Annotated in this window: 23 protein-coding genes; 16 read left to right on the forward strand and 7 right to left on the reverse strand. The window is 66.0% G+C overall.

Translation table 11 applies throughout. The features are described 5' to 3' along the window. The first annotated feature begins 465 nt into the window (after positions 1-465). From V5F89_RS01535 to V5F89_RS01580, 10 genes are read left to right on the forward strand one after another with little or no spacing between them, the layout of a single operon-like run. On the forward strand, positions 466-624 hold the full coding sequence (locus tag V5F89_RS01535) for a hypothetical protein (RefSeq protein WP_338446506.1): 159 nt from the start codon (positions 466-468) through the stop codon (positions 622-624). 2 nt (positions 625-626) lie between these two features. Then, complete coding sequence (locus V5F89_RS01540) at positions 627-1082, forward strand: flagellar hook assembly protein FlgD (protein ID WP_338446507.1); 456 nt, start codon at positions 627-629, stop codon at positions 1080-1082. Position 1083: 1 nt separating this feature from the next. After that, positions 1084-2259 carry a flagellar hook-basal body complex protein gene (locus V5F89_RS01545; RefSeq protein ID WP_338446508.1) on the forward strand — a complete coding sequence of 392 codons (1176 nt, stop codon included), beginning with the start codon at positions 1084-1086 and terminating at the stop codon, positions 2257-2259. Next, a complete protein-coding gene (locus V5F89_RS01550; protein ID WP_338446509.1) occupies positions 2256-3020 on the forward strand; it encodes a FliM/FliN family flagellar motor C-terminal domain-containing protein in 765 nt (254 codons plus the stop codon). Before V5F89_RS01545 ends, V5F89_RS01550 begins: the two co-directional genes overlap by 4 nt. Then, positions 3014-3292 carry a FliM/FliN family flagellar motor switch protein gene (locus tag V5F89_RS01555; RefSeq protein ID WP_338446510.1) on the forward strand — a complete coding sequence of 93 codons (279 nt, stop codon included), beginning with the start codon at positions 3014-3016 and terminating at the stop codon, positions 3290-3292. The genes V5F89_RS01550 and V5F89_RS01555 overlap by 7 nt, the downstream gene beginning before the upstream one ends. Continuing rightward, entirely contained in the window at positions 3289-3699 is a 411-nt protein-coding gene (locus V5F89_RS01560; RefSeq protein ID WP_338446511.1) for a flagellar biosynthetic protein FliO, read from the forward strand. Before V5F89_RS01555 ends, V5F89_RS01560 begins: the two co-directional genes overlap by 4 nt. Positions 3700-3725: 26 nt before the next feature. After that, on the forward strand, positions 3726-4415 hold the full coding sequence (gene fliP / locus V5F89_RS01565; protein ID WP_338446512.1) for a flagellar type III secretion system pore protein FliP: 690 nt from the start codon (positions 3726-3728) through the stop codon (positions 4413-4415). Positions 4416-4417: 2 nt separating this feature from the next. Continuing rightward, complete coding sequence (locus V5F89_RS01570; RefSeq protein ID WP_338446513.1) at positions 4418-5164, forward strand: sigma-70 family RNA polymerase sigma factor; 747 nt, start codon at positions 4418-4420, stop codon at positions 5162-5164. An 11-nt stretch (positions 5165-5175) separates the two neighbouring features. Continuing rightward, positions 5176-5754 (forward strand): hypothetical protein, encoded by a 579-nt coding sequence (locus V5F89_RS01575; RefSeq protein ID WP_338446514.1) that lies wholly within the window; start codon positions 5176-5178, stop codon positions 5752-5754. Between the two features lie 12 nt (positions 5755-5766). Further along, on the forward strand, positions 5767-6126 hold the full coding sequence (locus V5F89_RS01580; RefSeq protein ID WP_338446515.1) for a hypothetical protein: 360 nt from the start codon (positions 5767-5769) through the stop codon (positions 6124-6126). Positions 6127-6132: 6 nt separating this feature from the next. Here V5F89_RS01580 and V5F89_RS01585 read toward each other — a convergent pair whose 3' ends face one another. The 6 genes from V5F89_RS01585 to V5F89_RS01610 form a co-directional block, all read right to left on the reverse strand. Continuing rightward, complete coding sequence (locus V5F89_RS01585) at positions 6133-7245, reverse strand: tetratricopeptide repeat protein (protein ID WP_338446516.1); 1113 nt, start codon at positions 7243-7245, stop codon at positions 6133-6135. Beyond that, the gene (locus V5F89_RS01590; RefSeq protein ID WP_338446517.1) at positions 7242-9296 is read right to left on the reverse strand and encodes a flagellar biosynthesis protein FlhA; all 2055 of its coding nucleotides are present in this window, start codon (positions 9294-9296) and stop codon (positions 7242-7244) included. The genes V5F89_RS01585 and V5F89_RS01590 overlap by 4 nt, the downstream gene beginning before the upstream one ends. Positions 9297-9304: 8 nt before the next feature. Beyond that, the gene (locus V5F89_RS01595; RefSeq protein ID WP_338446518.1) at positions 9305-10393 is read right to left on the reverse strand and encodes an EscU/YscU/HrcU family type III secretion system export apparatus switch protein; all 1089 of its coding nucleotides are present in this window, start codon (positions 10391-10393) and stop codon (positions 9305-9307) included. Positions 10394-10395: 2 nt separating this feature from the next. Further along, positions 10396-11166, reverse strand: a complete 771-nt coding sequence (locus V5F89_RS01600) for a flagellar biosynthetic protein FliR (protein ID WP_338446519.1) — start codon at positions 11164-11166, stop codon at positions 10396-10398. An 11-nt stretch (positions 11167-11177) separates the two neighbouring features. Beyond that, a complete protein-coding gene (fliQ, locus tag V5F89_RS01605) occupies positions 11178-11447 on the reverse strand; it encodes a flagellar biosynthesis protein FliQ (RefSeq protein WP_338446520.1) in 270 nt (89 codons plus the stop codon). Positions 11448-11572: 125 nt separating this feature from the next. Beyond that, positions 11573-14905, reverse strand: coding sequence for an amidohydrolase family protein (locus tag V5F89_RS01610; RefSeq protein ID WP_338446521.1), 3333 nt, complete (start codon positions 14903-14905; stop codon positions 11573-11575). A gap of 112 nt (positions 14906-15017) precedes the next feature. On the opposite strand from V5F89_RS01610, the gene V5F89_RS01615 reads away from it, so the two are divergent. Beyond that, positions 15018-17207 carry a dehydrogenase E1 component subunit alpha/beta gene (locus V5F89_RS01615; protein ID WP_338446522.1) on the forward strand — a complete coding sequence of 730 codons (2190 nt, stop codon included), beginning with the start codon at positions 15018-15020 and terminating at the stop codon, positions 17205-17207. After that, entirely contained in the window at positions 17204-18247 is a 1044-nt protein-coding gene (locus V5F89_RS01620; protein WP_338446523.1) for an ACP S-malonyltransferase, read from the forward strand. The genes V5F89_RS01615 and V5F89_RS01620 overlap by 4 nt, the downstream gene beginning before the upstream one ends. Here the strand turns inward: V5F89_RS01620 and V5F89_RS01625 are convergent. Continuing rightward, positions 18241-20265, reverse strand: coding sequence for a TonB-dependent receptor (locus tag V5F89_RS01625; protein WP_338446524.1), 2025 nt, complete (start codon positions 20263-20265; stop codon positions 18241-18243). The two genes, V5F89_RS01620 and V5F89_RS01625, sit on opposite strands and share 7 nt — an antisense overlap. 307 nt (positions 20266-20572) lie before the next feature. Here V5F89_RS01625 and V5F89_RS01630 point away from each other — a divergent pair, with 307 nt between their 5' ends. The 4 genes from V5F89_RS01630 to V5F89_RS01645 all read left to right on the forward strand — a co-directional run bounded on the left by V5F89_RS01630 (position 20573) and on the right by V5F89_RS01645 (position 24849). Next, on the forward strand, positions 20573-22090 hold the full coding sequence (locus V5F89_RS01630; RefSeq protein ID WP_338446525.1) for an NAD(P)/FAD-dependent oxidoreductase: 1518 nt from the start codon (positions 20573-20575) through the stop codon (positions 22088-22090). 88 nt (positions 22091-22178) lie between these two features. Further along, positions 22179-22940, forward strand: a complete 762-nt coding sequence (locus tag V5F89_RS01635; protein ID WP_338446526.1) for a competence/damage-inducible protein A — start codon at positions 22179-22181, stop codon at positions 22938-22940. A gap of 35 nt (positions 22941-22975) precedes the next feature. Next, a complete protein-coding gene (locus V5F89_RS01640; protein WP_338446527.1) occupies positions 22976-23938 on the forward strand; it encodes a hypothetical protein in 963 nt (320 codons plus the stop codon). Then, positions 23938-24849 (forward strand): GNAT family N-acetyltransferase, encoded by a 912-nt coding sequence (locus V5F89_RS01645; RefSeq protein WP_338446528.1) that lies wholly within the window; start codon positions 23938-23940, stop codon positions 24847-24849. The genes V5F89_RS01640 and V5F89_RS01645 overlap by 1 nt, the downstream gene beginning before the upstream one ends. Positions 24850-24856: the final 7 nt, after the last annotated feature.

The following is a 24856-nucleotide window of genomic DNA, read 5'->3' on the forward strand; positions in this document are numbered from 1 at the left end:
CCGGCACCGGAGATCGGCGATTCCGCTATCGGATTCGGCGAAAGGCCGGTCGTCCTTTTGACAGCCCCACCAGGCTCCCACGAGCGCGCGTCGGGAAGGAAACGCGCGATCGAAGGAATCGCACACCAGGCTGCAGATGCGGCTCGCGCGCTCGCCCGACCGGGGCAGCATCCCGGCGCTGCTGACGCTCATGCCGCGACTGCATCCCCGGTGACGACCAGACCGTCGCCATCGATGACGGGATTGCCCCCGGGTGCGACTGAGGCTTCGTTGCCTGCTCACCACGGGTCGAGCACAAAGCCTGCTGCCGAGGCAATATCGGCAGGCCGCTTCGCAACGCAGACCGACGGAACCGTCCAGAACCGGCAAGCCGCCAGCCAGCCGGGGCCGGCCGCAAGCGCGACCGCCCGCGCCGCGAACGCCCTCGCTGTCCGATCGGCACCCATTCAGGCTGCGCTGGTCGCCATGGACGACGGTTTCCGGCTGATCGTGCGCGTCCCGGGCTTGAGCGACGAAGAGCAGGCGGACCTTTCCGAACGCCTGGCGGAACTTTTCGCGCAAATGGGCGAAGCACCGCCCGAACTCGTGATCCACCGGTCCGCCATGTCCAGCGAGGGAGATTGACGATGCAAATTGGCCCGACCGACACCATGGCCGCGAATCAGGTTACTGCCGCCCAAACACCGCCCCCCGAACACTCCATGGCTGCCACCGATGCGTTCGGTCTAGGGTTCGAGGACTTGCTGAAGATCGTCCTGACTCAGCTGACCTACCAGGATCCGCTGAAACCGATGGAGAATTTCGAGTTCGTCTCGCAGCTCGCGCAATTCTCGCAGATTCAGCAGGCGCAGGAAACCAACAGCGCCTTGCAGACGCTCGTGACCGCGCAAGCGAGTTCGCAGGCGGCAAGCCTGCTTGGCAAGACGGTGGACGTGGGTTCGGGTGCCACCGCGCTGAGCGGAGAGGTAGTCGCGGTCACCTTCGGCCAGGCCGGCCCCACCGTGACGATCGAAACCGGCGAAGATCAGACGATCAGCAATCTGCCACTCAATGCGATCGTGCAAATCAGGGAGGGCGACTGACATGTTCGGCGCAATCTACATCGGCCTGAGCGGCCTTAATGCCTATTCGGACGGCCTGCGGGCTGTGAGCAACAACGTCAGCAACCTCAACACGACCGGCTTCAAGGCTGCGGACATATCCTTTTCCGACCTTTTCGGGCTGGGAAGTCACGGCGGCCTGGCGCTCAGCCGCGAACGCGGCGGCGAGGGATACGGTGTAGGGCTCAACACCCTTTCGATAGATTTCTCGCAAGGCGAATTGCGCCAGACCGACCGCGATCTCGACCTGGCAGTGGAAGGTTCGGGTTTCCTGGTCCTGATCGACGGCGACCGGACCTACTACGCCCGCACGGGCACCTTCGTGGTCGACCAGGAAGGCTATGTCGTGCTCGGCGAGACCGATATGCGCCTTGCGGTTATCGATGAAAGCGGGCGCCCGGTCGCCGTCAATATCGATGACAAGCGGACCGACCCGCCGGTCGAAACGACCAGAATCGCTTTTGCCGACAACCTTTCCTCGACCGCGACCAGCCATACGATCCCCGATCTGGAAGTGTTCGACGCGCGCGGCGAGCGGCACGAATGGACGATCGACTTCGCGCGCGCGGAGACCGAATTCGATAGCTGGACGGTCACCGTCAGCGATGCCGCCGGCGAAGAGATCGGCACCCAGACGCTGCGCTTCGCAGCCGGCAAGGTCGCGCCGGATAGCGCAGAACTCGTCTTCGCCCAGGACGGCGAGGACTTTGCAGTCACGTTCGACTTTTCGAATGCCACCTCGTTTTCGTCGGGCACGGTCTCATCGCTACGTGCCACGGATATCGATGGCCATGCGGTCGGTTCCATAACCACCATCGCCATCAACGCGTCCGGCGAGCTGGAGATCGCCTATTCCAACCAGGAAACGCTTGGCCTCGGAGCCGTGGCGCTGGCAGATTTCCGCGATCCGCAGGCGCTGGAGCAAAGAGGCAACGGACTCTTCGCCCACGATGGCTATGGACAGGTGCAATATCTTTCCGCTGAGGACGACAGGGTCGGTTCGATCCTTTCGCGCAGGCTGGAAGCATCCAACGTCGACCTCGGCGCACAGTTCGGCGATCTCATCCTGGTTCAGCGGGGCTATCAGGCCTCCTCGCAGATCATCAGCGTCAGCAACGACATGATCCAACAGCTCTTCGGCATCCGGGGGCAAGGATGACAGCCGAGCCGGAACTCTGGTTACCCGATTGTGCATTCACGGGACTGGCAACGCTTGCGCCGCTCGTATCCTGTTCGTCGGAGTGGAGTGCAGCGTGGCTCGCCGATGGGACGCTCGAACCCGATCTCGCCTGGACGCGTGGGAGCATCGATCCCGCTTTCACCCCTCAGGCATCGTCGAACGGGTTCGTTCTGTTCGCGAACCAGGAGCGCAGGCTGCGGCTAGCGTCGGCCCTGCTCGGCCGGGTGCTGGATTCCAGGCATTTGCGGACCGAGCAAGACTGCGCGCTTGTCAACGGGCTCGTGGACAGGGCGCTCGGCGATCTCGCGGAACGGATCGGACGAAGCTTTCCGGATTCAACGCCGCCGCGGCCTCCATCGACGACAGATTGCAAATTCTGGGTCGCCCTGCGTATCGACAACAAGCACGACGTGCTCCGCGTTGCGACCAGTAAAAACACTTTGGTCCAAATCGCGCGGCGCCGTGCACCCCGCGCGCGAGCACGCCACCCGATAGGTCCCAGAACTCACGCAATCGAAACGCAGATCGTCGAACTGTCGGCACTGGTGGGACGCACCAGGCTCAGCTTTCACGATCTTCAGGAGCTCGAGACTGGAGACGTCATTGCGCTCGACGACCGGGCGGACGAGCCTCGCGATCTGTTCGCCGGCGGGCGATTGTCCGCAAAGGCCTGCGTCGAAATTGCTGCCAACGACGATCGTCTCTCACTCATCATCGAAAGGGCTGCAAACGAATGGTAGACGAGCAATCGCCTTCCCCGCTCCGCGACGTTTCCACATCCGGCGCACGTCGCTTCGTCGACCATGTCGACGTCGAGGTGGAGGTGTTCCTCGGCGGCGCTCGCCTGACCATTGCCGAGATGACGGCTCTCGCCGAAGGGGCGGTTGTCGAAGTCGATCGGCTGATCAGCGAAGCGGTCGATATTCGCGTCAACGGCAAAGTGATCGCGCGCGGGGAAATCGTGACCGTCGGAGACAAGTTCGGCGTGCGGGTCACGCAAATCGGGGAATGAGACTGCAAACGATGCGCGCGCTTGCGACAGTCCCGACCTGGTTGCTCGCCGAACCTGCATGGGCGGGCGTCCAGCTCGCGGGCGGATCTTCGCCCGATATACCCTGGCTGCGCCTCGTGCTGAGTTTTGCTGTATGCCTTCTCGTGGCCGCCGGTGCGATTGTCGCCCTCAAGAGATTCCAGGGCACGACGCGCGGCAACCGTTTTGCAGGAATGCTCGGCCGCGATGCCAAGCGTGCGGGGCCGGCGATACGCCTGCTCGAAACGCGCCGGATCGGCTTGCACGCCGACCTCTGTCTGGTCGAGTTCGAGGACCAGCAGATGCTCCTCGCCGCAACCGCGCATGGGGTCGAGATTCTGGATAAGCGCGCGATTTCGCGTTCGACCGAGGTAGGAGGCGCCGGGTGAAGCGCTCTCTGCGCAGGCTATCGTGCATGCCGGCGCTGGCCGCTCTTGTTCTGCCGGCGCCCGCGATCGCCGCGTCGGCCGACCCCGCCGCCACCACCGAGGCGGTTCGCGTCGGCGTCATGCTGACCGTGCTTGCGATCATTCCGGCATTGCTGATCAGCACGACGAGCTTCATTCGGATCGTGGTCGTCCTCGCAATGATCCGCCACGCTTTCGGCATGCCCCAGACGCCGCCCAACGCCGTATTGACCAGCCTTGCCCTGTTCCTGACAGCCTTCGTCATGGGGCCGACGCTGACGGACCTCAACCGGGACGCGGTGCAACCGTTTATCGAGGGACGCACGGAAATTTCCGAAGCGATGGAAAGCGGCGCGCAGCCGCTCAAGGAATTCATGCTTCGCCACACCCGCGATGCGGATCTGGAAATGATCTACCGCATCTCGGACTCGCCCTTGCCCGCCACCGCCGAAGAGGTCGACCTGCTCAAGCTGACGCCTGCGTTCATGCTCAACGAACTGCGCGTCGCCTTCACCATAGGGTTCGTCATCCTCCTGCCTTTCCTTCTTATCGATCTCGTCGTCGCCAGCATTCTCCTCTCGCTCGGCATGATGATGGTCCCGCCGACCACGATCTCGTTGCCGATAAAGGTTCTGATGTTCGTGCTGATCGACGGCTGGAGCCTGGTGGTGGAAGGTCTTTTGGGAAGCTTTGTCTAGCGATGCCCGAGAGCAGGCGGGAAACCAGCGGGCTCGCTATTCTCCTTCGGCCCGATCGGATGGAGGCGGCATGGTGGCGGGCATGGACGCAGGACGCCTGCGAGGAAGCGCGCCGCAAGCTGTTCGACCATCACCGGAAACTCGCGGACTCGATCGCCCGGGCGCAACATGGCAAGCGCCCGCCCGGCATGCACGAACTCGGCGACGTTCGGCAACTCGCCTACGAGGGCCTGATCCAGGCGATCACCCGATACGATCCGACGAGGGCAGTTCCCTTCGACGCCTTTGCCCGCGCGCGCATTGCGGGGAACATCGCCACTGGCCTTGCATCGATGTCCGAAGCCGGCGCACAATATGCCTACGCACGCCGGGCGGAACGCGACCGCCTGCGTTCGCTAGAACCGTCGCCGGCGGAAACCTCTAGTCCGATCTCCGCCTTGGCCAGCCTTGCATCGCGCATCGCCCTCGGCCTGATGCTGGAGGATCGCCAGCCGGTCGAGCCGGATACGATTCCCACGCCCGGGCCCGATGCGTACCAAAGCCTCGCTTGGCGCGACATGCAGGAACGTTTAGCCAAGGCAATGGAACGGCTTGGCGAACGCGAGGCCTATGTGCTCACGCAGCACTATCATCACGCGGTCAGCTTCGTGCAGATCGCGGGGCTGATGGGCGTAACGAAAGGAAGGGTCTCGCAGATTCATCGCTCGGCGTTGGATCGACTGCGACAGATTCTCGGAGAGATCGGGTAGGGCTTTCGAACATGACTTTGTGCAGCGAAAACGAAATGCGCGATCTCGTCGCGAAACTGGAGCGCGGCGACGGCGGCCGCGATGCGATCGAAGCCTGCCTTTCGTCCCACCCCGACGATCCACGACTGCATTTCATGCTTGGCTCGGTGCTGGCCGAACGGGGCGATGCGATAGCGGCGCACGGCGCGCTTGAGCGCGCGGTGGCACTGGCGCCCGAATTTCATATCGCGCGCTACCAGCTCGGATTTTTCGAGCTGACGTCTGGCGAAGCCGATCGGGCGTTGTCGACCTGGGGGCCGCTCCTGCGGCTCGCAGACGACAACTATCTGCGCAAGTTCGTCGAGGGCCTCACGTTCCTGATCCGCGACGAATTTTCCGCGGCTGCAACCAAGCTGCGCGAAGGCATTGCGCTCAACCGGGAAAACGAACCCATAAACAACGATATCCGGCTAATCCTATCGCAAGTGGAGGAGCTGGCGCAGACCCGCGCCGGGACCGATACGACCGACAAAGACGATCAAGACGGCACCGACCAATCGGCGACATCGGTGCTGCTGGGGCAATTCGGCGCGAACCGGACCCGGCACTGAGGAGATCGGCGGATGACGCGCATCGGCAACGTCGACCACATCATGGTGCTGCTGCGCCAACAGCTCCAGCGTATGGGAAAGGTCGACGGCAAGGCGCGGGGCAGCAAATCCGGTGCAACGGCACACACTGCCCGCCGCAGCGCTATCGATCGCATCGCTCCGCTTGCCCGATTGGACGATCTCGACGAACGCGAATTCGAACGCGCGTTGATCCGGGCGCTGCTCACCGACGAGTTCGGCGCTTCGATCGCAGAAGATCACCGGTTCGAACGCATTGCAAGCGAGGTTCACAGGATCATTCGATCCGACGAACAGGCACAGTCGCTCCTGACCGCCGCAATCGGTCAGGCGCGCTCTCAGGAAAGCAACTGAACCGGTTCAGCGCGCGATGCGGGAGACCGCGTCGAACAGCGTGCGGCCGCTCGACCCGATCGGCTCGCGAAAAGCCCGCTCGACGATTTTCGCCACCGCTTGCTCATCGCCTTTGCCGCTGGCGACAAGGACTTTGGCGAGCGCGGCAGAAAAGCATCTCCGGTCGAGACGCAAGGCGACCTCGGCCCTCCTTTCCGCTTCCGCCATATCGCCTTCCATCGCGGCCAATACCGCCAGCGATCCATGCGATTCCGCGAAAGTGTCGTCGAGCGCAAGCGCGCGGTCGAAACGTTCGCGCGCGGCGCTTCGATCGCCGGCCACGAGATAGGCCCAGCCGGCGCCAATCCAGCTTCCCAGATGGTCGCCGAACTGGCCGGCGCCCTTGTCGATCAGCGGCCCGGCCTTTCCGGCTTCGCCCGCGGCAAGGCTGGCGAGCCCCAGCCCCACCCAGGCCCGCGGATTCCGCTCGTTGATCGCCAGCGCCTGCTCGAACATCGCCTGCGCCTGTGGCAGCTCCGCGGCGCCGAGGCTCAACGTGGCCAGAGTCGTCAGGGCGTCGGGGTGCGTCCCGGCTTCCTCCGCGCAGCGCCGCGCCAGCGCCTCGTCATCCAGATCGAGCGCGAGCACGGAAACTGCGGCGAGCAGGGGCCGATACTCCGGAAACCGCGCAATATGTTCCCTGGCGCGCTCGGCGGCCTGTTCGAACGCCTGCGCTTCGTGAAGCAGTTGCACGTCGAGCAGCGCCGCCTGCGGCAGCACCTCGATCGCTGTATCGGTCAACGCCGCGCGCGCGCCGACGAAATCCTCCGCAAGCGCGCGCGACCATGCGAGATTGAACTGCAGAGCCGGGTCGCCGCCCGCACTCGCCAGCAGCTCCTCGAACAGGGTGGCGGCCTTCCCGGGCTGCCCGCTGCGCATCAGGGCAACGCCGCGCAAATTGCGATCCTCGCGCGACACCGCTTCCGCGTCGAGACCGTCGAGCAGTTCAAGAACCGTATCGAACCGCCCCGCGTCCAGCGCCGCATGGGCGGCATCGCGGCGCAACTCGTCATTGCCCGGGTCGTGTTCCAGATAACCCAGCAGCGTTTCCACTCTGTTGGCGGCGTCTCGATCGGTCATACGTTCTCCAGCGGCCGTGTCCCGGCAGCTTCCTCGAGTTTGACGACGTCGAACGATTGCAGCGTTATCCGCATCGGAATCTCCTCGACTGCAAGCACCGAAAGTTGTGGGATCGAGCGACGCACGAGCTTGGCCAGAACCCGACGGACCGAGCCCGAACAGAGCAGGACAGGCGACTTGCCCTGCCTCATCATCGCATCCGACAATTGGGCGAGCTTGCGCAACAGGCGATCGGCCAGGCGCGGGTCCATCCCCAGCGCGCCAGCTTCCGGGGTCTGCATACCCTGAATGATCCGGTTCTCGATCGCTGGATCGATGCTGAGAACGGAGAGCTGGCGATGGTGCCCGCGCAGGCCGTTGCATATCGCGGAGCCCAGGGTTCTCCGCACGTGCTCGGTCAATTCATCGGGATCCTTGATCGAGCGACCCACGTCGACCAGCGTCTCGACGATCAGATCCAGATTGGCGATCGAAACGCGCTCGGCCAGCAGGTTCTGCAGGATACGCTGCACGTCCGATATCGTCATGACATTGGGGATCAGCTCTTCGAGAAGCCCCGGCTGGCGCTCGCGCAGCGCTTCGAGCAATTCCGCCGTGGCCGAACGAGTCAGCAGATTGGTCACGTCGCTACGCACGATTTCGGTGAAGTGGGCGATCAGCACAGTCTCCGGGTCGACGATCTTGTAGCCCGCACTCTCCGCAGGGCCGGCACTCTCCGGTTCGATCCACACCGCGGGAATGCCAAAGGCCGGGTCGGTCCCGGCAATCCCTTCGATCTTCGGCAGCGAGTCCCGATGTGCGACAGCCAGCATCCTGTCGGGATATATCGTGCCGACCGCATGCGGCACGCCATGCAGGTTGATGGCGTAATCGAGTTTGCCGAGATCTTCCGAATCGACGAACCTGACCGGCGGAAACGGCAATCCATAGCGCTTTTCGTGCTGATCGCGGCTTATCGCGATCCGCTCCAACAAAACGGTGCGGCTGGCGGCCCAGCGTTCGGCGAGTTTCGAGCCCAGCGCGATCTCAATCTCCGCCATGCCCCGGCTGGAGGGGTTTGCCTGATCATCCGGTTCCACCCCCTCCCCGGCCTCCTCGCGAGCTTGCCGCGCACGACGGATGCGGACCCAGGCGACCAGCGCGACCGCGAGCAGGATCAGGATCGGCCACTTCGGCATGCCCGGCAAAAGCATCAGCGCGCCGATCACGCCCATGACGATCAGGGGAATGCGCGGCTCGCTCGCCAATTGGCGGAAGATTTCGGTGCTCAACTGCCGGTCGGCCGAAGACCGGGTGACGATGATGCCGGTCGCGATCGCGATGATGAGCGCGGGCAACTGGGTCGCGATCCCGTCGCCGATCGTCAGCAGCGTGAAGCGTTGAATCGCCTCGCCCCAGCTCATCCCCATCTGCGCAACGCCTATCGTCAATCCGGCGATGATATCGATCAGCAGGATCAGGATTCCGGCAATGGCATCGCCTTTGACGAACTTGCTGGCGCCATCCATCGCGCCATAGAACGATGCTTCCTTCTCCAGTTCCTCGCGCCGCGCGAGCGCCTGCTTCTGGTCGATCAGCCCAAGATTGAGATCGGCGTCGATGCTCATCTGCTGACCCGGCATCGAATCGAGCATGAACCTGGCGGCGACTTCCGATACGCGCTGCGCCCCCGAAGTGACGACCACATACTGAACGACGATCAGGATGGCGAAGACGACCAGGCCGATCACGAAATTGCCCTGCACGGCGTAGTCGCCGATCGATTCGATCACATGGCCCGCGTCCGCATCGGTCAGGATGAGCCGGGTCGCCGCAACGTTGAGCGAAAGGCGAAAGAGCGTGGCCACCAGCAGAAGCGACGGGAAGGTCGAGAACTCGACCGGCTTGGTGACGTAGAACGTCAACAGCATGATCGTCAGCGCAAAGCCGAAATTCACGATGATCGCGAGATCGAGCAGCGCCGGCGGAACCGGCGAGAACAGGATCAGCAGGATCAGGATCGTGCCGAGCACCAGCAGCAGATCCTTGTTGCGGTCGAATAGCTTACCCATCGCTCAATCTACCTATCGCTCCGGCCCGGCGATTCTTCGCTCGCACGGCGACCCAGAATTCTGCTGTAGTGACCGGCGACCGCGCGGAAATGCCTGGCGGGGATAGGGGCCCCCTGCCGCGAATCCCTGTAGAGCGCGCGTGCGAGCGGTGCGTCCGCAACGATGGTCATGCCAAGAAGGCGCGCCTTGCGCTTGAGCAACTGGGCAAAATGATTGCGCCCTTTTGCGCGGACTTCGGGCGCCTCCATTTCGCCTTGCCGGTAGCGCAGGGCGACCGCGAAGTGCTCGGGGTTCACTATCAGCACGTCGGCCCCGCCCAGGCCGGCCAGCCCTTCGGCCTGCTGGCGCATCTGCAGGTGCAGTTCGCGCCGCTTCTGCTTGAAACGTGGCTCTCCTTCCCGGTCCTTCGTCTCACGCTTCACTTCGCTGCGGCTCATGCGCATCTGCTTGCGAAACTCGCCGCGCACGATGATCTGATCCACCGCTGCGAAAAAGACCGCCGCCAGAACGAATGCGAAGAGCAGGCGCCTCGCCCCTCCTTCCATCGCACTCGCCAGCGCAGCGGCATCGGACAGACTGTCGCCGAAAATCTCGATCGCACCGACGATCATCAGCCAGGCCAGGCTCGCATAGACTGCCATCTTGACGATGTTTTTGAGGGTTTCCTTGAGGAGCCGCATCGAGAACAGGCGCTTCAGACCCTTTACAGGGTCGAGCCGCTTGAAATCGGGCTTGAGCGGCGCGGTCGTGAAGATAAAACCGCGCAGTTGCACGAGTTCGAGTGCGATCAGAACCATCATCACGATCGCACCCAGCAGCACAAGCGGCTGGAACGCCGGCCAATAGACCGACCGCATCGTGGCAAACACGTCGCCGGTTTCGGCCGCCCTTTCGACACCCGTGATCAAAACCGCTCGCATGAGTTCGCCAAGCCGGGCTACGAACGCCGGGCCGGCGAGCACTGCAAAGCCGGACAAGGCGAGGAGGCTGCCCACGAAACCGAGATCCAGCCCGCGCGCGACCTGCCCCTTTTCGCGCGCCCGCTTGAGCTTGAACGGCGTCGCTTCCTCAGTGCGATTCTGCTCCTGCTGCTCCATCGCTAGGCGCCTCCCGGAACCAGGAGGCGCGGCGCCGTTTCCAGCGCAACGCGCAGCAAGCGCAGAACGATCGCACTCGAGAGCGCCACCGCCATCGGAAGCGTCGCCAGCATTGCCAGCGATTTCACCTGGAACCCGAGCAGCAGCACGTTCATCTGCGGCAGAGTGCGCGACATGAACGCTATCGCCACGTCGAGCAGGAAAACGACCAGCATCACAAGCCCGAACAGCCCGGTTGCGAATAGAAAGGTACTGCTCAGCAAGACGGCCAGAGCGGCGGGATCGAACGAACGCGTGCCGGCTGCAAACGGGAATATTTCAAGCGATGCGGACCACAGCGCCAGCAGGTCGAACATGCCGCCCGTTCCGAAGAACACCGCCGCGGCGACGTAGACGAAAACGGTGCCGGCAAGCGGCATCTGCGCCTGCGTTGTCGGATCGGCGACCATGGCGAGCCCGAAACCGGCCTGAATGTCGACGGCACCGCCAGCCCACAGAATTGCACCGAAGGCAAGCTGCAGGCAAAGCGCTATCGCCCCTCCGATAAGCAACTCCCCGGCGGCAATCGTTACAAGCGAGCTTCCCGCCGCGAGCACCGCCACGATCTCGTCTTGTCGCCCGCCGACGAGCGCAAGCGCAAGCGCGAGCCCCACGAGAACCCGTATCAGAGGCGGAATACGCAACAGCGTGAACGGCGCTGCGAAAACCAGCGTCGGAACGACGCGCAGCGACACCAGCAGGATCGCCTCGAAAGTCAGGACGATTTCCTGCACGGACGCCTCCCTCAACTGCCGAGCGAGGGAATAAGCAGATAGAGCGAGCGCGAGAAATCGCTCAGCTTGGCGACCATCCATGGACCGAGAACGATCAGCGCCAGCCCTGCGGCGATCGTTTTCGGAACGTAGCTGAGCGTGATTTCCTGAATCTGCGTGGCGACTTGCAGCACCGAGACGAGCAAGCCCACCACCAGTGTGATCAGAAGCACCGGACCGGCGATCAATGCTGCATTCCACAGCATGTCGTTCATCAGGCCCAAGGCCCGGTCAGCCCCCATCTCGCATGCCCCCTGCGATTCGCCGATCCCGCATGCACATCAACAAGAGCGGCCCGCCTCGGCAAGGCGAATCTGCAAGTCATCCCCAGCTACCTGGCAATCGTGCTTGCCGCGCCCCGGCGCTCCTAGTCCTCCCACCAATAGGGAAGGCGTCGGGCGTTGCCGGTTTCGACCTCGTTCATGGTCCGCGCGTCGTAGAGGCGCCCGCCCAGCATGACCCGGTCGATGTCGTCGCTGGCCATGATGTCCTGCGACGGATCGGCGGAAAGGATCACGAGGTCGGCCAGCTTGCCCGGTTCGATGCTGCCGATGTCCCGGTCCATGCCGAGCGAGCGGGCGGCGGCGATCGTGCCGGCGCGCAGGGCCTCGACCGGGCTCATCCCGCCGCGCACGAAAGACCACAGTTCCCAGTGCGCGGCGATCCCCGCCTGCTGGCCATGCGCGCCGATCGCGACTTGCACCCCGCGCTCGGCCAGCTTGCGGGCCTCGCGCGCGGCATCGTCGTCGACGAAGGCCCATTCGGGAGCCTTGGTTCGCCGCGCGGTGGCCGCCAGCAATTCGCGCGGCGGCGTGTGCACCAGCAGCGGGTTGTCGAATACATCGGTCGCCTGGCGCCAGTAGGGATCGGCCGCGAGCCCGCCGTAAGTGACCACCAGCGTCGGGGTATAATTGGTCTGGCTTTGGCCGAAGAACTGCAGCACGTCCTCGTAGAAGACCTCGCCCGGCACGTTGTGCTCGATCGTCGAATTGCCATCGGCGATCAGGTTCATGTCCATCCCGAACAGCGAACCGCCCTCGGCAACGACCAGCATGTTCTCGGCGCGGCTGGCGGCGGCCACCTGCTGGCGCTGCTCGCGGCGCGGCTGGTTGTAGTTCTTGATCGAAATCCCGCCCTGCGCCTTGATCCGCCGGACGTGGGCGAGCGCGTCCTCGTAGCTGTCGATCCGGGCATAGATGCCGGGCGCCTTGGCGCCATAGACGATCTCTCCGGTGGAGAAGATGCGCGGGGCCAGAAGGTCGCCTGCCCGCTGGCGTTCGGCGGCTGCGAAGATCATGCTCGCGCTCGACGAGGGATCGTGGATCGTCGTGACCCCCATGGCGAGCGCTTGCGTCATCGCCCAGTTCTGCTGCGGCACCAGGTCGCCGACGCCCTGCGGCCCATGCGCATGGGCATCGACCAGGCCGGGCATGACCGTCTTGCCGGCAGCATCGATCACTCTTGTCCCCGGCGGCACTGCGATTGCATCGGCCGGTCCCACGGCGGCAATGCGGTCCCCTTCGATCACGATCGTGCCCACGGGGATTGCGCCCGCGCCGTCGCCGCGCATGGTGAGAATGCGTGCATTCGTGATCGCTACGGTGCCTTCCGGCCGCTCGGCGCGAACAGTGCGCGCGATCGAAATGCCGGTTTCGGGCGGAACGAAGGCCGGCGCATCCTCCGGCTGGGGCGCTGCGGGGAACAGGGCGGCGGTCGGTGCGCGATAGACCGTCGGTCCCATCGACCAGTACAGCGTATCGCCCGGGCCCGACCAACCGATATATTCGGCGCCCCCCTTGCTCGCCTGCACGACCGGCAAGGCCTTCGCGTCCTCGCCCACTTCGACCGCCTGCCCCCCGGGCATCAGCGGCATTGCAAACGCCTCGTAATTCTGCCGGAAGGCGACGTAGCGGCCATCGGGCGAAACGCGGAACTCGCTGACCAGCTCGCCCTGCGCATGCACCCGCCGCGCCTCGCCATCGAGATCGGCGGAGATGAGCTGGAGCTTGCCCCCGTCGCGGCCGAGCATGAACACTCGCCCCGGATCGGCGCCGAACTGCGGATCGCCGAGATCGCGCGCCACCAGCTCCGCTTCGCCACCCGCGGCGGGCATCCGGTACACGCCCGGATTCTCCGAATATTCGGGCGCGGTCATTCCCCCGCCGGCGCGCCGTTCGAAGACCAGCGTGGCCCCGTCGGGCGAGAAGCGCGGAACGGCGTAATGCCCCGGCCGGCGCGTGACCACGCGCGCATTGCGGCCGTTCGCATCGGCCACCACGATTTCCCCCAGACCGGCATCGGTCCAGCGCACCCATGCCAGCTTGCGCCCGTCGCGGGACCATGTCGGCCACAGCTCCAGCGCCTCATCCTGCTGCGTCAGCCGCCGCGGTTCGCCGCCGGCGACATCCTTGAGATAGAGCTTGCCGAGGCTTTCGAACACGATCCTGCTGCCATCGGGCGACAGCGCCGCAAACTTGGGCATGCGCGTCACGAATGTGTCGGGTGCCACGTCGATCTGCGGATGGGGGGCATCGGCAATGCCGCGCGTATCGTCGATCGCGAAGGGGATTTCCGCCAGGCCGCTGCCGTCGGCATTCACCCGGCGCAGCTTGCCGCCCGCCCAGAATACCACACTGCGACTATCGGGCGTCCAGTCCATATTCGGATAGACGCCGTAGACGGCCCAGGTCTCCTGCATGTCGCGGTCGAGATCGCCGTAGATCATCCGTTCCGCGCCGTTCGCCAGATCCTTGATCCACAGCTGCGACCGGTCCTTGTCGCGGCGGACGAAGGCCATCAGCCGCCCGTCGGGCGAGGGCGTGGGGCGCACCGACCCGCCATAGCCCGATACGGCGGTCGTCACTTCGCCGGTTTCCAGGTCGTAGCGTTCGATTTCGAACATGCTCTGGGTCGAATCCTGCGCATATTCGAAGATCGGGCCGGGGGTGACATTGCGGGTGTAATAGATCGCGCCGCCATCGGGGGCGTAGACCGGTTCGCCCAGCTCCTTCTGCAACTGCTCGCTCGCGCGTTCGACCAGCGCGACCCCGGCGCCGCCCGAAACGTGATAGATCCACACTTCCCCGGTGCCGAGCGAGCGGCCGGTGGTGAAGTGCTTCTTCGCCGCGATGAAACGCCCGTCCGGGCTCCAGGTCGGCTGGTTGAGCAGGCGGAACTTTTCCTTGGTGACCTGGCGCTTGTCGGAGCCGTCGGCGTTCATCACCCAGATATTGTCGCCCCCGCCGCGATCGGAGGTGAAGGCGATCCGGCTGCCGTCGGGGGAAAAGCGCGGTTGCACTTCCCATGCGAGCCCTTCGGCGATGCGCCGCGGCGCCCCGCCGGCGATCGGCATCGTGTAGATGTCGCCCAACAGAGCAAAGGCCAGCGTGCGCCCGTCGGGGCTGACGTCGACGTCCATCCAGGTGCCCTCGGCGGTGCGGATCGGCACCTGGCGGATCGTGGCGCCGGGCGGCGCGGTAACGTCCCACTCGGGCGCGCCGGCCGCGTCCTCCGCCGCGTCGAGCGGGGTGGCGGCGACCGGCTGGCCGCTGCCTTCGGCGGGCAAGTCGTCTTCGCCCTGCGAGGCCTCCACCTCGGATTCCTCCACCGGGTTGGGCGAAGGTTGCGACCCGGCCTCCTGCGCGCTCAAAGACGTGGCGAACAGGAAGCCGGCAATGACCGATGCGACGCTGACTTTCATGTGATCTCCCCTGAAACCGGCGCTTTGTAGCAAGCCGTCGCGCCAGGTCCATGTCGCCCGTCGATCCGCCGCCCCCTTTTCTTTTGTCCCGAAAAGTCTAGCAAGCCCGGCCATGGATCGCGCTTCCATCGTGCACGAGAACTTCCTTCGCCGCGTGGCGCAAGGGGACCTTCCTGTGGGCAAGGCACCGCATGGCCCGCTCGCCGCGCCGGCCGCTGTGCAACTCTATCGTTCGGCGTGCCTCACGCGCGCGCTCGATATCGTCAGCCGGCGAATGCAGGCCGCGGGCGAGGGGTTCTACACCATCGGTTCCTCGGGCCACGAGGGGATGGCGGCGGTCGCCGCGGCGCTGCGACCGACCGACATGGCCTTCCTCCACTATCGCGATGCGGCCTTTCAGATCGAGCGCGCGAACCAGGTGCCCGGCCAGTCGATCCTGTGGGACATGCTGCTGAGCTTCGCCTGCTCGCGCGAGGACCCGATTTCGGGCGGGCGGCACAAAGTGCTCGGTTCGAAAGCGCTCAACATTCCGCCGCAGACCTCGACCATTGCCAGCCATCTGCCCAAGGCGGTTGGCGCGGCCTATTCGATCGGTCTTGCCCGGCGGGTGAAGCCGGAGCATCAGGCCCTGCCCGACGATGCCATCGTCATCTGCAGCTTCGGCGATGCCAGCGCCAATCACTCGACCGCGCAGGGCGCGATCAACAGCAGTTGCTGGACCGCGTTCCAGAAAGTCCCGATGCCGCTGTTGTGGGTGTGCGAGGACAACGGGATCGGCATTTCCACCCGGACACCAAGCGGCTGGATCGCGGCCAACTTCGCCCACCGTCCGGGCCTCGGCTATTTCGCCTGCGACGGCCTCGATATCTACGACACTTACGCCACGGCGCGTGCGGCGGCCGAATTCGTCCGCACGCGGCGCAAGCCGGCTTTCCTGCATATCCGCACTGTCCGGCTCTACGGCCATGCCGGGGCCGACATGCCCACGACATATATGACGAAGCAGGAAGTCGAGGCCGAGGAGGCCAACGATCCGCTGCTCCATTCGGTGCGCCTGTTGAGCGAAGCGGGGGCGCTGGAGCGCACGGACGCGCTGGCGATCTATCGGGAGACGCTCGCCCGCGTCGAACGCGTCCGGGCCGAGGCGGTCACACGGCCGCGGCTGAAAACCGCGTCGGAGGTCATGGCCAGCCTGATCCCGCCCAAGCGCGAGAACACATCCGACAACGGCCCGACCGACGAAGCGCGCGAAGCCGCGTTCGGCGCCGAGCGCAAGGCGATGGAAAGCCCGCAGATCATGAGCCGGCTGATCAACTGGGCGCTGACCGATCTGATGCTGGAACACCGCGAGATCGCGCTGATGGGGGAGGATGTCTGCGCCAAGGGCGGCGTCTACGGCGTCACCCAGAAACTGGGCCAGCGCTTCGGCCGGGCGCGCGTGATCGACACCCTGCTGGACGAGCAATCGATCCTCGGCCTCGGGCTCGGCATGGCGCAGAACGGGTTTCTGCCGATCCCCGAGATCCAGTTTCTCGCCTATTACCACAATGCGGAAGACCAGATCCGTGGCGAGGGCGCGACGCTGCCGTTCTTCTCCAACGGGCAGTACACGAACCCGATGGTCGTGCGCATTGCGGGCCTCGGCTATCAGAAGGGCTTCGGCGGCCATTTCCACAACGACAACAGCTTCGCCGCCTTCCGCGACGTGCCGGGGGTGATCCTCTGCTGCCCTTCGAACGGCGCCGATGCGGCGAAGCTGCTGCGCGAATGCGTCCGCCTGGCGCGCGAGGAACAGCGACTGGTGATCTTCCTCGAGCCGATCGCGCTCTACGCGATGCGCGACCTGCACGAGGCGGGCGACGGGCTGTGGCTGCGGCGCTATCCTGCACCGGACGAACGAATCGACTTCGGATCGGTCACCACGCACGGCGACGGCTGCGATCTCGCTATCGTCAGCTACGCCAATGGCCTTCACCTCTCGCTCCAGGCGCAAAAGCGGCTGGCCGACGAAGGGATCGCCGCGCGGGTGATCGACCTTCACTGGCTGAACCCCCTGCCCGAAGAGGCGCTGCTGGAGGCGCTGGGCGATGCGGCGCGCGTGCTGGTGGTCGACGAGACACGCCGCACGGGCGGCCTGGCCGAAGCGCTGATGACGCTTCTGACCGAGCGCAGCGACAAACCGCACGCTCGCTATGTCGCGCAGGACAGCTTCATTCCGACCGGCCCCGCCTATGCCGCGACCATGCCCAGCGCGGAAGGCATTGTCGAAGCCGCACGCGCTCTGGCAGGAGGCGAGCGATGAGCGACCGGAAAACCGCGGTGGTCGTATGCCCCGGGCGCGGCACATACAACAAGGCGGAACTGGGCTATCTCGCCCGGCATTTCCCCGACGCCGCCCTGCTCGCCGCATTCGATGCGCAGCGCGCCGCGGCCGGGCAGGACACGCTGACCGCCCTCGACGGGGCGGAGCGCTTCAGCCTGGCCCGCCACACGCGCGGCGACAATGCCTCCGGCCTGATCTACGCCGCAACGCTGGGCGATTTCCTCGCCATCGACGGCGAGCGGATCGAGGTGGTCGCCGTCACCGGCAATTCGATGGGCTGGTACTCCGCCCTCGCCTGCGCCGGCGCGACTTCGCCGGAGGACGGCTTCACCATTGCCAACACGATGGGCACGCTGATGCAGGAGGCGCTGATCGGCGGCCAGCTGGTCCACCCTTTCCTCGGCGACGACTGGCGGCCCGATCCCGCACGCAAGGCGCAATTGCTCGCCATCGTCGAGGGAATCGACGCCCGGCCCGGCCATGTTCTGGCCCTGTCGATCGACCTGGGCGGGATGCTGGTCCTCGCCGGCAATGCCGCGGGGCTGGACGCTTTCGAAAGCGCGGTCGAACCGGTCGATGGCCGGTTTCCGATGCGGCTCGGCAATCATGCGGCATTTCACACCGAGCTTCAGGAACCGGTCGCCGAACGCGGACGCGAGGCGCTGGGGACCCATCTGTTCGGCCAACCGGCCCTGCCGATGATCGACGGGCGCGGCGCGATCTGGTGGCCCGGCGCCACCGACACAGCGGCGCTGCGCGACTACACGCTTGGCCATCAGGTCACGCGGCCATACGAATTCACCCGCGCGATCACGGTCGCCGCGCGCGAATTCGCGCCCGACCTGTTCGTCGTCACCGGGCCGGGCACGACATTGGGCGGCGCGGTTGCTCAGTCGCTGGTGCTCGCGGACTGGCGCGGGATGGGCGACAAGGCCGCGTTCAAGGCACTGCAGGCCCGCGACCCGTTGCTGATTTCGATGGGCCTTGCCGAGCAGCGCCCCCTCGCCACCGGTCAGTAACCCCAGCGCAACCCCGCCCAGAACGTGCGCGGCGCGCCCAGATCGATGCTGCCGCCCGAATTGCGCGTCACGACCGTCTCGCCGGTCAGGTTCTCGCCCCGCAGGACCAGCGCCAGCCGGGCACCGAGCGGCACCTGCGCATAGCCGCCCAGTGTCGTCGCGGCGGGCAGCACATCTGTCTCCAGATCGTCTTCGAACTGCGCGCCGACGTGCCGCAGCGAGGCCGCGAGGCGCCAGCCCGGCGCGGGCGTCCAGGCCAGCGAAGCGCCGGCTGCCCAGCGCGGGGTCTGCGCCGGGCGATTGCCGTCGAGCGCGGCCGAAGGGCCGCTGCCTTCCACAGCGGCATCGGTGAAGGCGACCGTTCCGTCGAAGCGCCAGGCCCCGCGGGCGATGGAGAGCGCGCCTTCGATCCCGCGCGCCTCGATCGCCGGCAGGTTGCGCCGCTGGCGCAAGTTCGGCGCCAGCGTGACATTGGCGATTGCACCCTCGACCCGGTTGTCGAATGCCGTCAGCGCGATCTCGACGCCTTCTGCCGGGGCGAGATCGACCCCCGCCTCGACCCCCTCGAGCCGCTCGTTGCCGAGCGCGGCATTGGCCTGCGTCACCACCGGAAAGACCACGAAGGGGCGGTAGAGTTCGTTCAGCGTCGGCTGGCGCAGCCCGGTATAGGCCGCCGCGCGCAGGCGGAAGCGCGGGTCGGGCGCGAATGCCGCCCCGGCACGCCAGCCCAACGCCCAGTCGGCCCGGTCGGGCGCGATCGTCTCTTCGACAAGGGCACCCTCCGCATCCACCGCGCGGTAGAAGCCGTCGGAAACGGTCGTGCGGTCGAGCCGCAGGCCGCCCGTGAGCACGAGCTGCTCGACCGGTGTCCAGTCGTTCTCCAGAAACAGGCCCAGGTCGCTGTTCGTGCCGCCGGCCCGGCGGCGTTCGGTCAGCGCGCCGGAAAAGGCGCTATAGGCTTCTTCCTGCAGCTCGCCGGAAGCGCGCCGGTAATCGAGGCCCAGGCGCAATACGTGATCGCGCCCCACCGGCGGGCGAAGCTCCAGCTTGCCGCCAAGGCCGGTCGACGGCGTGTTCCGCTGGTCGAGCACGCGCGTGAACCGGCTGGAACTGATCACGATATTGGAGAAGTTGCGCGCCTGGACATATCCCAGCGCCTCGAACTGCCAGGCCCCGCGGCCGACGATGCGCAGGCTCGCGTCTTGTCCCTCGCTGGACGAATCCGCCCCGTCGAAGCGCAAAGTGCGATCGTCGCGGAACACCAACCCACGCGCCTGCAGTTCGACCGCATCGCCCAGCGGCGCCACGCCCCTGAGAGCCGCGGACCAGCTGTCGAATGCCGCACGCGCCGAAGCGGGCACCCGCTGATCCGCGGGCGTTGTGAAAAAGCCCTGCCCCCGGTCCCAGCGCGCATCCGCCACCACGAAACCGGCGCCAAGCGGACGCGCCAGGCCAAGGCTCGCCTCCGTCGCGCCCCGGTCGTTGGCGAGCAGCGACGCCGACAGCGGCGCGAGCTGGGCGATATCCGCGCTTTCCAGCTCGATCCGGCCAGCCAGCGCGCCGGCGCCGAACGGGCCCGTACCGCCGCCGCGTGCCACGCGCACCGCACCCAGGCGTTCGGGCGCGATCGCGCTCAGAGGAATATAGCCGAAGAACGGATCGGCCATCGGCACCCCGTCGAGCAGCACGAGCGCGCGGCTGGTCGCATTGCCGCCCAGCGCGCGCAGGGTCACCCCTTGCGCGGAAGGGTTGGACGATCGGCTGTCGGAACGGCGGTACTGCTGGAAACCGGCGACGGCGCCCAGGACGTCCTCGATCCGCCCCGAAGGCGCGGCAACGATCTGTTCGCGCGCTATCTCGATCGTGTCGTAAGCCGGCGCCGCGGGCGTGGGATCGAGCCCGCTGCCCTGGACCACGATGATCGGGTGCGCGTCGTCTTCCGCCACATCCTGCGCGGTTGCAGTGGCAGCAAGCGCAAGCGGCGGCAGGGCGAGAATAGCGAGGCGATGGCGGGACATACATGCCCCCTAACCTGTCGCGGGCGGTCAGTCAGTTGCAATCTTCCAGGTAGTGTCTCGGTTTGGCCTTACTGTCAGTAAGTCGCGTCACCCCGGACTTGATCCGGGGTCCCACTGTCCTTCCGACGTTGCACCTGAACAAGCGGGACCCCGGATCAAGCCCGGGGTGACGGGGAAGGGATTTGAGCAGCGGATGTTCTCAACCGGATGAAGGGCCGCAGTTCGAACCGAACGCTAACATCGTCCGTCGGGACTCGCCAATTGCGGCGGGATGATTTACGTTTGCGTCAAGAGGAGAGAGAGGCCCATGCCAGCAACACCGCCCGATTACGAGGTTCTGATCGTCGGTGCCGGCATTTCCGGTATCGGCATGGCCGCGCATATGGAAATGCTCTGCCCCGGGCGCAGATACGCAATTGTCGAGCGGCGCGAGAATCTGGGCGGGACCTGGGACCTGTTCCGCTATCCCGGTATCCGGTCGGACAGCGACATGCATACGCTGGGCTTCAATTTCGAACCGTGGAAGCACGAAAAATCGATCGCCGATGGGCCTGCGATCCTGGAGTATCTTCACCGCATCGTCGACGAACGCGGCATCCGCGACCACATCCGCTTCGGCCACAAGGTCGTGTCGGCCGACTGGCGCGGCGACGAGGCGCGCTGGCATGTCGGGATCGAGCTGGCCGACGGCTCGACCACCCGCATCACCGCCCGGTTCCTCTATCTCGGCTCCGGCTATTACGATTACGACGAGCCTTACGATCCCGGGTTCGATTTCGGCGAGTTCGCCGGCCGGGTCGTGCATCCGCAATTCTGGCCCGAAGATCTCGACTATGCCGGCAAGCGGGTGGTCGTGATCGGTTCCGGCGCGACGGCGGTGACGCTGGTCCCGGCCATGGCGGAGCGCGCCGGCCACGTCACCATGCTCCAGCGCACGCCGACATGGATGTTCTCGCGCCCGGCGAAAGACCGGCTCGCGAACTTCCTGCGCAAGATCCTGCCCGAAGAACTCGCCTACCGCATTACCCGGTGGAAGAATATCAAGCTGCAGGACATCGGTTTCCGCCGCGCCCGAACGCGGCCGGAAAAGGTGAAAGCGTTCCTGCACAGGCGGATCCGCAAGGTGTTCGGCGACGCGCCTTACGATCCCGCCGATTTCACCCCGCCCTACAACCCGTGGGAGCAGCGGCTGTGCCTGGTGCCCGACAACGACCTGTTCGAAGCGATGAAGCGCGGCGATGCGGCGATCCGCACCGGGCGCATCGCCCGTTTCGCGAAGGAAGGCGTGGTGCTGGAAGACGGCGAACTGCTGCCCGCCGACGTGATCGTGACCGCGACCGGCCTGCGCCTTGCGATCGCCGGCAAGATCGCGTTCAGCCAGAACGGCACGCCGGTCGATTTCGCACAACGCTATTACTACAAGGGATGCATGTTCTCGAACCTGCCCAACCTGGCGGTGGTGTTCGGCTATCTCAACGCCAGCTGGACGCTGCGTGCCGACCTCAATTCCGACTATGTCTGCCGCCTGCTCAACGAGATGGAGCGGCGCGGCGCGGATGTCGCGGTTCCGGTGCTGAGCGCCGAGGACGAGGCGGCGCTGGAAGACGACGACATCTTCGATTTCTCGTCCGGCTATATCCAGCGTTCGAAGCACATCATGCCCCGCAATGCCGTGGCCTATCCCTGGCGGCTGAACCAGGAATATGTCAGCGATCGCAAGCGCATGGCGCAAGATCCGGTGGACGACGGCATTATCGCTTTCGGGCAGGCGGGCGACGCACTGGCGGGGGGCAACAAGCAGCGGCAGCTCGAAGCGGCCGAATGATCCGCTCTCTCCCGAAAGGGTGCGGGCCGGTGCCGTCTCGACGCAAACGACTCTGGCGCCATTGCCGGCACTCGCCTAACCCGTCCGCATGACCGCAACCGATCGCATCTACACCGCCGGCCTCGTCGTGATCGGCGACGAGATTCTTTCGGGCCGCACGCACGACCGCAACATCGCGCAAGTCGCCTCGTGGCTTCAGGTTCAGGGCATCAGGCTGGCGGAAGTGCGGATCGTGCCGGACGTGCTGGATCGGATAGTCGAGGCGGTCGACGCGCTGCGCCGGGCGAACGACTATCTCTTCACCACCGGCGGGATCGGCCCGACCCACGACGACATTACCGTCGACGCGATTGCCGCAGCGCTGGGCGTCCCGGTGGTGATACACCCGCAGGCGCGCGCGATCCTCGAACGATACTATGCCGACAAGGGCGGCCTGACCGAAGGGCGCCTGCGCATGGCGCGCGTGCCCGAAGGGGCAGAGCTGATCCCCAATCGCATGTCGGGCGCCCCGGGCATCGCGATCGGCAATATCCGCATGATGGCGGGGGTGCCGCATATCGCCGCGCAAATGCTCGATTCGCTGACCGGCACGCTGGAAGGCGGGGCGCCGCTGCTGAGCGAGACCGTGGGCGGCTACATTCCCGAAAGCGAAGTCGCCGTGCTGCTGCGCGAAGTCGAGCTGGCGCACGAAAACTGCCAGATCGGCAGCTATCCGTTCTTCCGCGAGGGCAAAGTCGGGGCCAACTTCGTGATCCGCTCGACCGATGCCGATGCCCTGCAAAGCTGTATGCACACGCTGTGCGAAGGCCTGGGCGAACTGGGGTTCGATTTCACCCCGGGCGGCATCTAACCCACTCTTAACCCCGATCGGGTAGACCCCCGCGCATGACGGCGGTCTACATCACGATCGACACCGAATATGCGGCCAGCCTGGCCTCGCGCGGGCGCGCGGAAAATTTCGCGCGCTCGATCGCGTGCGAGACGCCGGCCGGCCCGGCCGGCCTGTTCTACAAGATGCAGCTGATGGATCGTCATGGGTTGAAGGGCGTGTTCTTCGTCGATCCCATGCCGGCCCTGCTGTGGGGCCGCGAAGCGATCGCGGATGTCGTCGGCCCGATCGTCGAGGCGGGCCACGACGTCCAGCTGCACTGTCATACCGAATGGCTGGCGCTGGCCGGCGCCGCCAATCCCTTCGGCGGCCGGACGGGCCGGAACATCGCCGACTTCGCGTTCGATGATCAGTGCGCGATCCTCGACTGGGCGCGCGAGACCCTGATCGCGGCCGGCGCGCCGCCGCCGGTCGCCTTTCGCGCCGGCAACTACGGCGCCAGCGACGACACGCTTCGGGCGCTGGCAGCGATCGGGTTGCGATACGACACCAGCCACACGCCGGGCATCGCCAACGGCGCCTGCCGCATTTCGCTGACACCGGAACATCGCCGGCCGATGCGGCATTGCGGGATCGTCGAAGTCCCCGTCGGCTGCATCCGCACGTTCGGCGGCGCCCTGCGGCATGCGCAAGTGACGGCGATTTCCGCGCGCGAGATGCTCGCCGCGATCCGGCACGCGCGCGATCACGGACTGTCCAGTTTCACAATGGTCTCCCACAGCTTCGAACTGCTGTGCCGGGCGCGCGCGCGGATCAACCGCGTGGTGCGCCACCGGTTCGAACGGCTCTGCCGCGGGATCGCGGCGATGGCCGGGGTCGAGAGCGGCACTTACACGAGCCATCCCCCCCGCCCCTCCATCGTCAGGACCGCCCGCCCGGTCCTGCCGAGCGACCGGCTGCGCACCGGCCTGCGCCTGGCGGAGCAGATCGTGTCCAACGGCCTCTACGGCGCGCGATAGTGCTGCGCGAAACGCCAGTTCGCTTCGTCGTCGGCTCGCGTCAGCTGCTTGCGGTGCCGCGCCGGCTGCTGGTCGTGAACCATCCGCTCGATCGCCTTGTCGCCGGGCAGGCAGCGCCCCTGCCGGACCTGCCGCCCGATGCCGACGGATACCGGGTGCTTTCCGCCCCGGCCGCGACGGTCCCCCGCTTGCTCGCCGCGTGCCCCGACATGGTGCCGGGCGGTCTCCAGCGCTACCGCCGGCACTATATCGCGATGGAGGGCGGTTTCGAGCGCTACATGGCCGGCTTTTCGGGCAAGACCCGTTCGACCCTGCGGCGCAAGCAGCGCAAGTTTGCCGAGGCGGACGGCGGCCGCCTCGACATTCGCGAATATCGCGGAGCGGCGGGGCTGGACGAATTTCTCGCCGCCGCCCTGCCGCTCTCGCGCCGCACCTATCAGGGCAAGTATCTGGGCGCCGGGCTGCCGGAAGGGGCGGATGAGTTGCAGGCCCTGCACGTCGCGGCCGCCGAAGATCGCCTGCGCTGTTTCATCCTCTATCTCGAAGGAAAGCCGGCGAGCTATCTCTGCCTGCCGGTCGAGGGGCGCACGCTCGTCTATGCCTGGCTGGGATACGATCCCGAAACCGCGCATCTTTCGGCCGGCACGGTGTTGCAACTGGCCGCGCTGGAGCGCCTGTTTGCGGAAGACCGGTTCGACCTGTTCGATTTCACCGAAGGCGACGGCCCACACAAGGCGCTGTTCGGAACCGCCAGCATCGAAGCCGCGAGCTTCCTGCTGCTGCGCAAGCGCGCGACGAACCGCGTCCTGCTGGGCGCTCTGCGGATGTTCGACGATTCGGTCGCTGCCGGCAAGCGCATCGCCCAACGCAGCGGCGCGCTGGCCGGTGCGCGGCGGCTGCTCCGGGCCTAGAGCCGTT

This window comes from Pelagerythrobacter marensis (genome assembly GCF_036700095.1).
GTDB lineage: Bacteria > Pseudomonadota > Alphaproteobacteria > Sphingomonadales > Sphingomonadaceae > Pelagerythrobacter > Pelagerythrobacter marensis_A.

Bases quoted from the DNA above. Each gene is read 5' to 3' on its own strand.
- fliQ (WP_338446520.1), bottom strand. From the start codon at position 11,447: ATGGGGGCTGACCGGGCCTTGGGCCTGATGAACGACATGCTGTGGAAT.
- V5F89_RS01555 (WP_338446510.1), top strand. From the start codon at position 3,014: ATGGTAGACGAGCAATCGCCTTCCCCGCTCCGCGACGTTTCCACATCC.
- V5F89_RS01575 (WP_338446514.1), top strand. From the start codon at position 5,176: ATGACTTTGTGCAGCGAAAACGAAATGCGCGATCTCGTCGCGAAACTG.
- V5F89_RS01630 (WP_338446525.1), top strand. From the start codon at position 20,573: ATGCCAGCAACACCGCCCGATTACGAGGTTCTGATCGTCGGTGCCGGC.
- V5F89_RS01580 (WP_338446515.1), top strand. From the start codon at position 5,767: ATGACGCGCATCGGCAACGTCGACCACATCATGGTGCTGCTGCGCCAA.
- V5F89_RS01595 (WP_338446518.1), bottom strand. From the start codon at position 10,393: ATGGAGCAGCAGGAGCAGAATCGCACTGAGGAAGCGACGCCGTTCAAG.
- V5F89_RS01635 (WP_338446526.1), top strand. From the start codon at position 22,179: ATGACCGCAACCGATCGCATCTACACCGCCGGCCTCGTCGTGATCGGC.
- V5F89_RS01550 (WP_338446509.1), top strand. From the start codon at position 2,256: ATGACAGCCGAGCCGGAACTCTGGTTACCCGATTGTGCATTCACGGGA.
- V5F89_RS01540 (WP_338446507.1), top strand. From the start codon at position 627: ATGCAAATTGGCCCGACCGACACCATGGCCGCGAATCAGGTTACTGCC.
- V5F89_RS01570 (WP_338446513.1), top strand. From the start codon at position 4,418: ATGCCCGAGAGCAGGCGGGAAACCAGCGGGCTCGCTATTCTCCTTCGG.
- V5F89_RS01545 (WP_338446508.1), top strand. From the start codon at position 1,084: ATGTTCGGCGCAATCTACATCGGCCTGAGCGGCCTTAATGCCTATTCG.
- V5F89_RS01615 (WP_338446522.1), top strand. From the start codon at position 15,018: ATGGATCGCGCTTCCATCGTGCACGAGAACTTCCTTCGCCGCGTGGCG.
- V5F89_RS01590 (WP_338446517.1), bottom strand. From the start codon at position 9,296: ATGGGTAAGCTATTCGACCGCAACAAGGATCTGCTGCTGGTGCTCGGC.
- V5F89_RS01585 (WP_338446516.1), bottom strand. From the start codon at position 7,245: ATGACCGATCGAGACGCCGCCAACAGAGTGGAAACGCTGCTGGGTTAT.
- V5F89_RS01560 (WP_338446511.1), top strand. From the start codon at position 3,289: ATGAGACTGCAAACGATGCGCGCGCTTGCGACAGTCCCGACCTGGTTG.
- V5F89_RS01535 (WP_338446506.1), top strand. From the start codon at position 466: ATGGACGACGGTTTCCGGCTGATCGTGCGCGTCCCGGGCTTGAGCGAC.
- fliP (WP_338446512.1), top strand. From the start codon at position 3,726: ATGCCGGCGCTGGCCGCTCTTGTTCTGCCGGCGCCCGCGATCGCCGCG.
- V5F89_RS01620 (WP_338446523.1), top strand. From the start codon at position 17,204: ATGAGCGACCGGAAAACCGCGGTGGTCGTATGCCCCGGGCGCGGCACA.
- V5F89_RS01625 (WP_338446524.1), bottom strand. From the start codon at position 20,265: ATGTCCCGCCATCGCCTCGCTATTCTCGCCCTGCCGCCGCTTGCGCTT.
- V5F89_RS01610 (WP_338446521.1), bottom strand. From the start codon at position 14,905: ATGAAAGTCAGCGTCGCATCGGTCATTGCCGGCTTCCTGTTCGCCACG.
- V5F89_RS01640 (WP_338446527.1), top strand. From the start codon at position 22,976: ATGACGGCGGTCTACATCACGATCGACACCGAATATGCGGCCAGCCTG.